Consider the following 3330-nt stretch of genomic DNA (forward strand, 5'->3'; position numbering starts at 1 on the left):
TGCTTTGGCAGGGGCAGTTGTAAACCATTCTGGTTCATGAGCTGCATCTGCATAACTTTTTATAACAGCTAATGGTTTTAAATTTAATTCGTTAGCTTTTTCTCTACTCATTAAAACCAATGCGGCAGCACCGTCATTAATAGTTGAGGCATTGGCAGCGGTAACACTGCCATCTTTTGAAAACGCAGGTCTTAAATTCGGAATTTTATCCATGAATACATTGGTGAACTCCTCATCTTTTGTTATTTTCTTTGGCTCTCCGCGTCTTTGAGGTACTACTACAGGAATAACTTCATTGTCGAATTTTCCAGCTTCCCATGCTTTAGAAGCTCTTGTGTAAGATTGAATTGCATATGCGTCTTGATCTTCTCTACTGAAATCATATTTAGCTGCACAAGCATCAGCACAGATACCCATAGCATTATTGTCATAAGCGTCGACCAAACCGTCTTTTTGCATGCCGTCGATTAAAGTTGATGGTCCAAATTTAGTGCCTGTTCTCATCTGAACATAATGAGGTATAAGGCTCATGTTTTCCATACCGCCAGCGACTACAATATCTGCATCGCCTAAAGCTATCGCTTGGGCGCCTTGCATTACAGCCTTCATGCCAGATGCACATACCTTATTAATTGTTGTACAAGGCACTGTATTTGGAATACCAGCAAAAATTGCAGCTTGCCTAGCAGGTGCTTGACCTGTTCCTGCTTGAACAACATTACCCATAAGAACTTCATTTACTAGGACAGGATCTAAATTTATTTTCTTCAATGCGCCCTCAATTGCGATAGCTCCCAATCTTGGGGCAGGTATTGTAGATAATCCACCCATAAAGCTTCCGATAGGTGTTCTTACAGCTGAAACAATTACAACCTCTTTCATGTTTTAATTATTTTGATATGACGAAATTACTAAATTCCATAGCAACTATAGGGATATCGTTTCAATTACCTGTTATCAGTTTATTATTTTCTATTTTTGATGAACATATTAAATTTTTCTTTTGGATAATCTTTACAAAAAGCAATCGCTAATTTTTAAGTATATACTATATATAGCGGCTGTTGCTTTTATTGTTTTTTTCTTACCTAAAGGGGGTAAATTTAAATATGAATTTCAAAAAGGGAAGCCTTGGCAGTATGAAAACCTATATGCTCCTTTCGATTTTTCGATTAAAAAGACCGATTCTGAATTAACAAAAGAAAAGCAGTCTATTGAAAGTGCCCAGCTTCCTTATTATAATTATGACAAAAAGATTGTTGATGGTATCCGTGAAAAATTTGAACAGGAATTTAATGAAAAATGGAATAGTTCTGGATTAAAAAATAATCAGAAAAATCGGCTAGAGAACCTTTCAAAGGCGATTTTAGACACAATCTACACTAAAGGAATATTACAAAATAACGGAAAACAAGTACAAGGTAACTTTTTTTACCTCGTTAAAGATAATGAGGCTAGTAAGGTAAGAGTTTCGGAATTTTATAGGGTCAATGATATTAATGACTTGGTGGCTAAAGTTTTAGAAGATAATAATCTGTCAGTCTATACAAATGAAACCCAATCGCTCTTTTTTGATTTGATAGCTCCGAATGTAAGCTTCGATAATAATTTGACTCAAAAAGCAAGAGAAGAAGCTTTGTCAAAATTATCATACACTAGAGGTACGGTTGATCAAGGCCGATTAATTATTGCGAAAGGCGAAGTTGTAGAGGCGGAAAACTTAAAAGTTTTAGAATCATTAAAAGATGAATACGAGTCAGAACTATGGACCGCAAATAATTACTACTACATATTAATTGGATATACGGTGTTGGTCGCACTCGTACTAATAATGCTTTTCTTATTTCTTAAAAAATATAGAAAAACGGTATACGACAATAATGTAAAGGTGACCTTTATATTTTTCAATATACTGTTGATGGTGTTTATTACTACAATGGTTATAAAGTATAATGATCAATTGGTCTTTGTAGTACCATTATGTATTCTACCATTAATATTAAAAACTTTTTTCGATGCTAGATTAGGTCTTTTTGTACACGTACTTGCGGTTTTGATTTTAGGTTTTGTCGTTCCTAATAGTTTTGAATATATTTTTCTTCAGATTATTACAGGTATAGTAACTATTTTAACTGTATCTGAACTATATAAGAGAGCGAATTTATTTGTCAGTGTAGGTCAGATAACGCTGATTTATATTATTGGCTATTTGGCTTTCCATACGATTCATGAGGGTGATTTAAGTGATATTGAGTGGTACACTTTAGGACTTTTTCTATTGAATGGAATGATAACTTTGTTCGTACAGCCATTAATTTATATTTATGAAAAGTTATTCGGACTTGTTTCTGATGTATCCTTGTTAGAGCTTTCAGACACTAATTCAAAGCTACTAAAAGAACTTTCAAATAAAGCTCCAGGTACATTTCATCATTCTTTACAAGTGGCAAATTTAGCGGAGGCTGCAGCAAATGAAATTGGAGCAAATGCCATGCTGGTGCGTGTAGGGGCTTTATACCATGATATTGGTAAGATGAACGATCCTACCTTCTTTACAGAGAATCAGATAACCAATGTAAATCCACATGATGAATTAAGCCCAAGAGATAGTGCTAGAATAATTATTGACCATGTAATCAAAGGAATAGAAATAGCTAGAAAGAATAATATTCCTGATAGAATTATAGATTTTATTCGTTCACATCATGGGACAACTTTTGTTTATTATTTCTATAAAAAGCAAAAGGACCTTGAGGGTGAGGTAGACGAAGAAGATTTTAGATATCCAGGTCCATTACCTTTCTCCAGAGAAACTGCAATTTTGATGATGGCAGATTCGGTAGAAGCAGCATCTAAAAGTTTAAAAGACCCTACATTTTTAATAATTGATGAATTCGTAGACAAGATAATTTCTGGTCAAATGAAGGCAAATCAGTTTTTGAACGCGGATATTACATTCAAGGAAATAGAAACAATCAAGAAAATATTTAAACAAAAGCTAATAAACATTTATCATTTGCGTGTGGAATATCCTGAGTAACAGTGGTCTAAATTTTTATTAAAAAAAAGATAAAAAATAGTTGTGTAAGACCAGTTATACTTATACATTTGCATCCGCTATTCAAAGCAAAAGTTCATTGAAGAATTACTGGAGAGGTGCCTGAGTGGCCGAAAGGAGCGGTTTGCTAAATCGTCGTACCCTAACAAGGGTACCCAGGGTTCGAATCCCTGTCTCTCCGCAACGATATGTTGAGAGACATATTTTTTGATAACCATCTCGGGGTGTAGCGTAGCCCGGTTATCGCGCCGCGTTTGGGACGCGGAGGTCGC

At 34.9% G+C, this 3330-nt stretch carries 2 protein-coding genes and 1 tRNA gene; 2 read left to right on the forward strand and 1 reads right to left on the reverse strand.

Annotated features, from left to right (window positions below; genetic code table 11):
- Positions 1 to 882, reverse strand: an 882-nt coding sequence (locus AACZ41_RS18075; RefSeq protein WP_339630028.1) for an acetyl-CoA C-acyltransferase, incomplete at its 3' end; no start/stop codon positions are given.
- A gap of 121 nt (positions 883 to 1003) precedes the next feature.
- Here AACZ41_RS18075 and AACZ41_RS18080 point away from each other — a divergent pair.
- A complete protein-coding gene (locus AACZ41_RS18080) occupies positions 1004 to 3040 on the forward strand; it encodes an HDIG domain-containing metalloprotein (protein ID WP_339630030.1) in 2037 nt (678 codons plus the stop codon).
- A 110-nt stretch (positions 3041 to 3150) separates the two neighbouring features.
- Positions 3151 to 3239, forward strand: a tRNA-Ser gene (locus tag AACZ41_RS18085).
- Positions 3240 to 3330 lie beyond the last annotated feature (91 nt).

The organism is uncultured Maribacter sp. (assembly GCF_963974015.1).
Lineage (GTDB): Bacteria > Bacteroidota > Bacteroidia > Flavobacteriales > Flavobacteriaceae > Maribacter.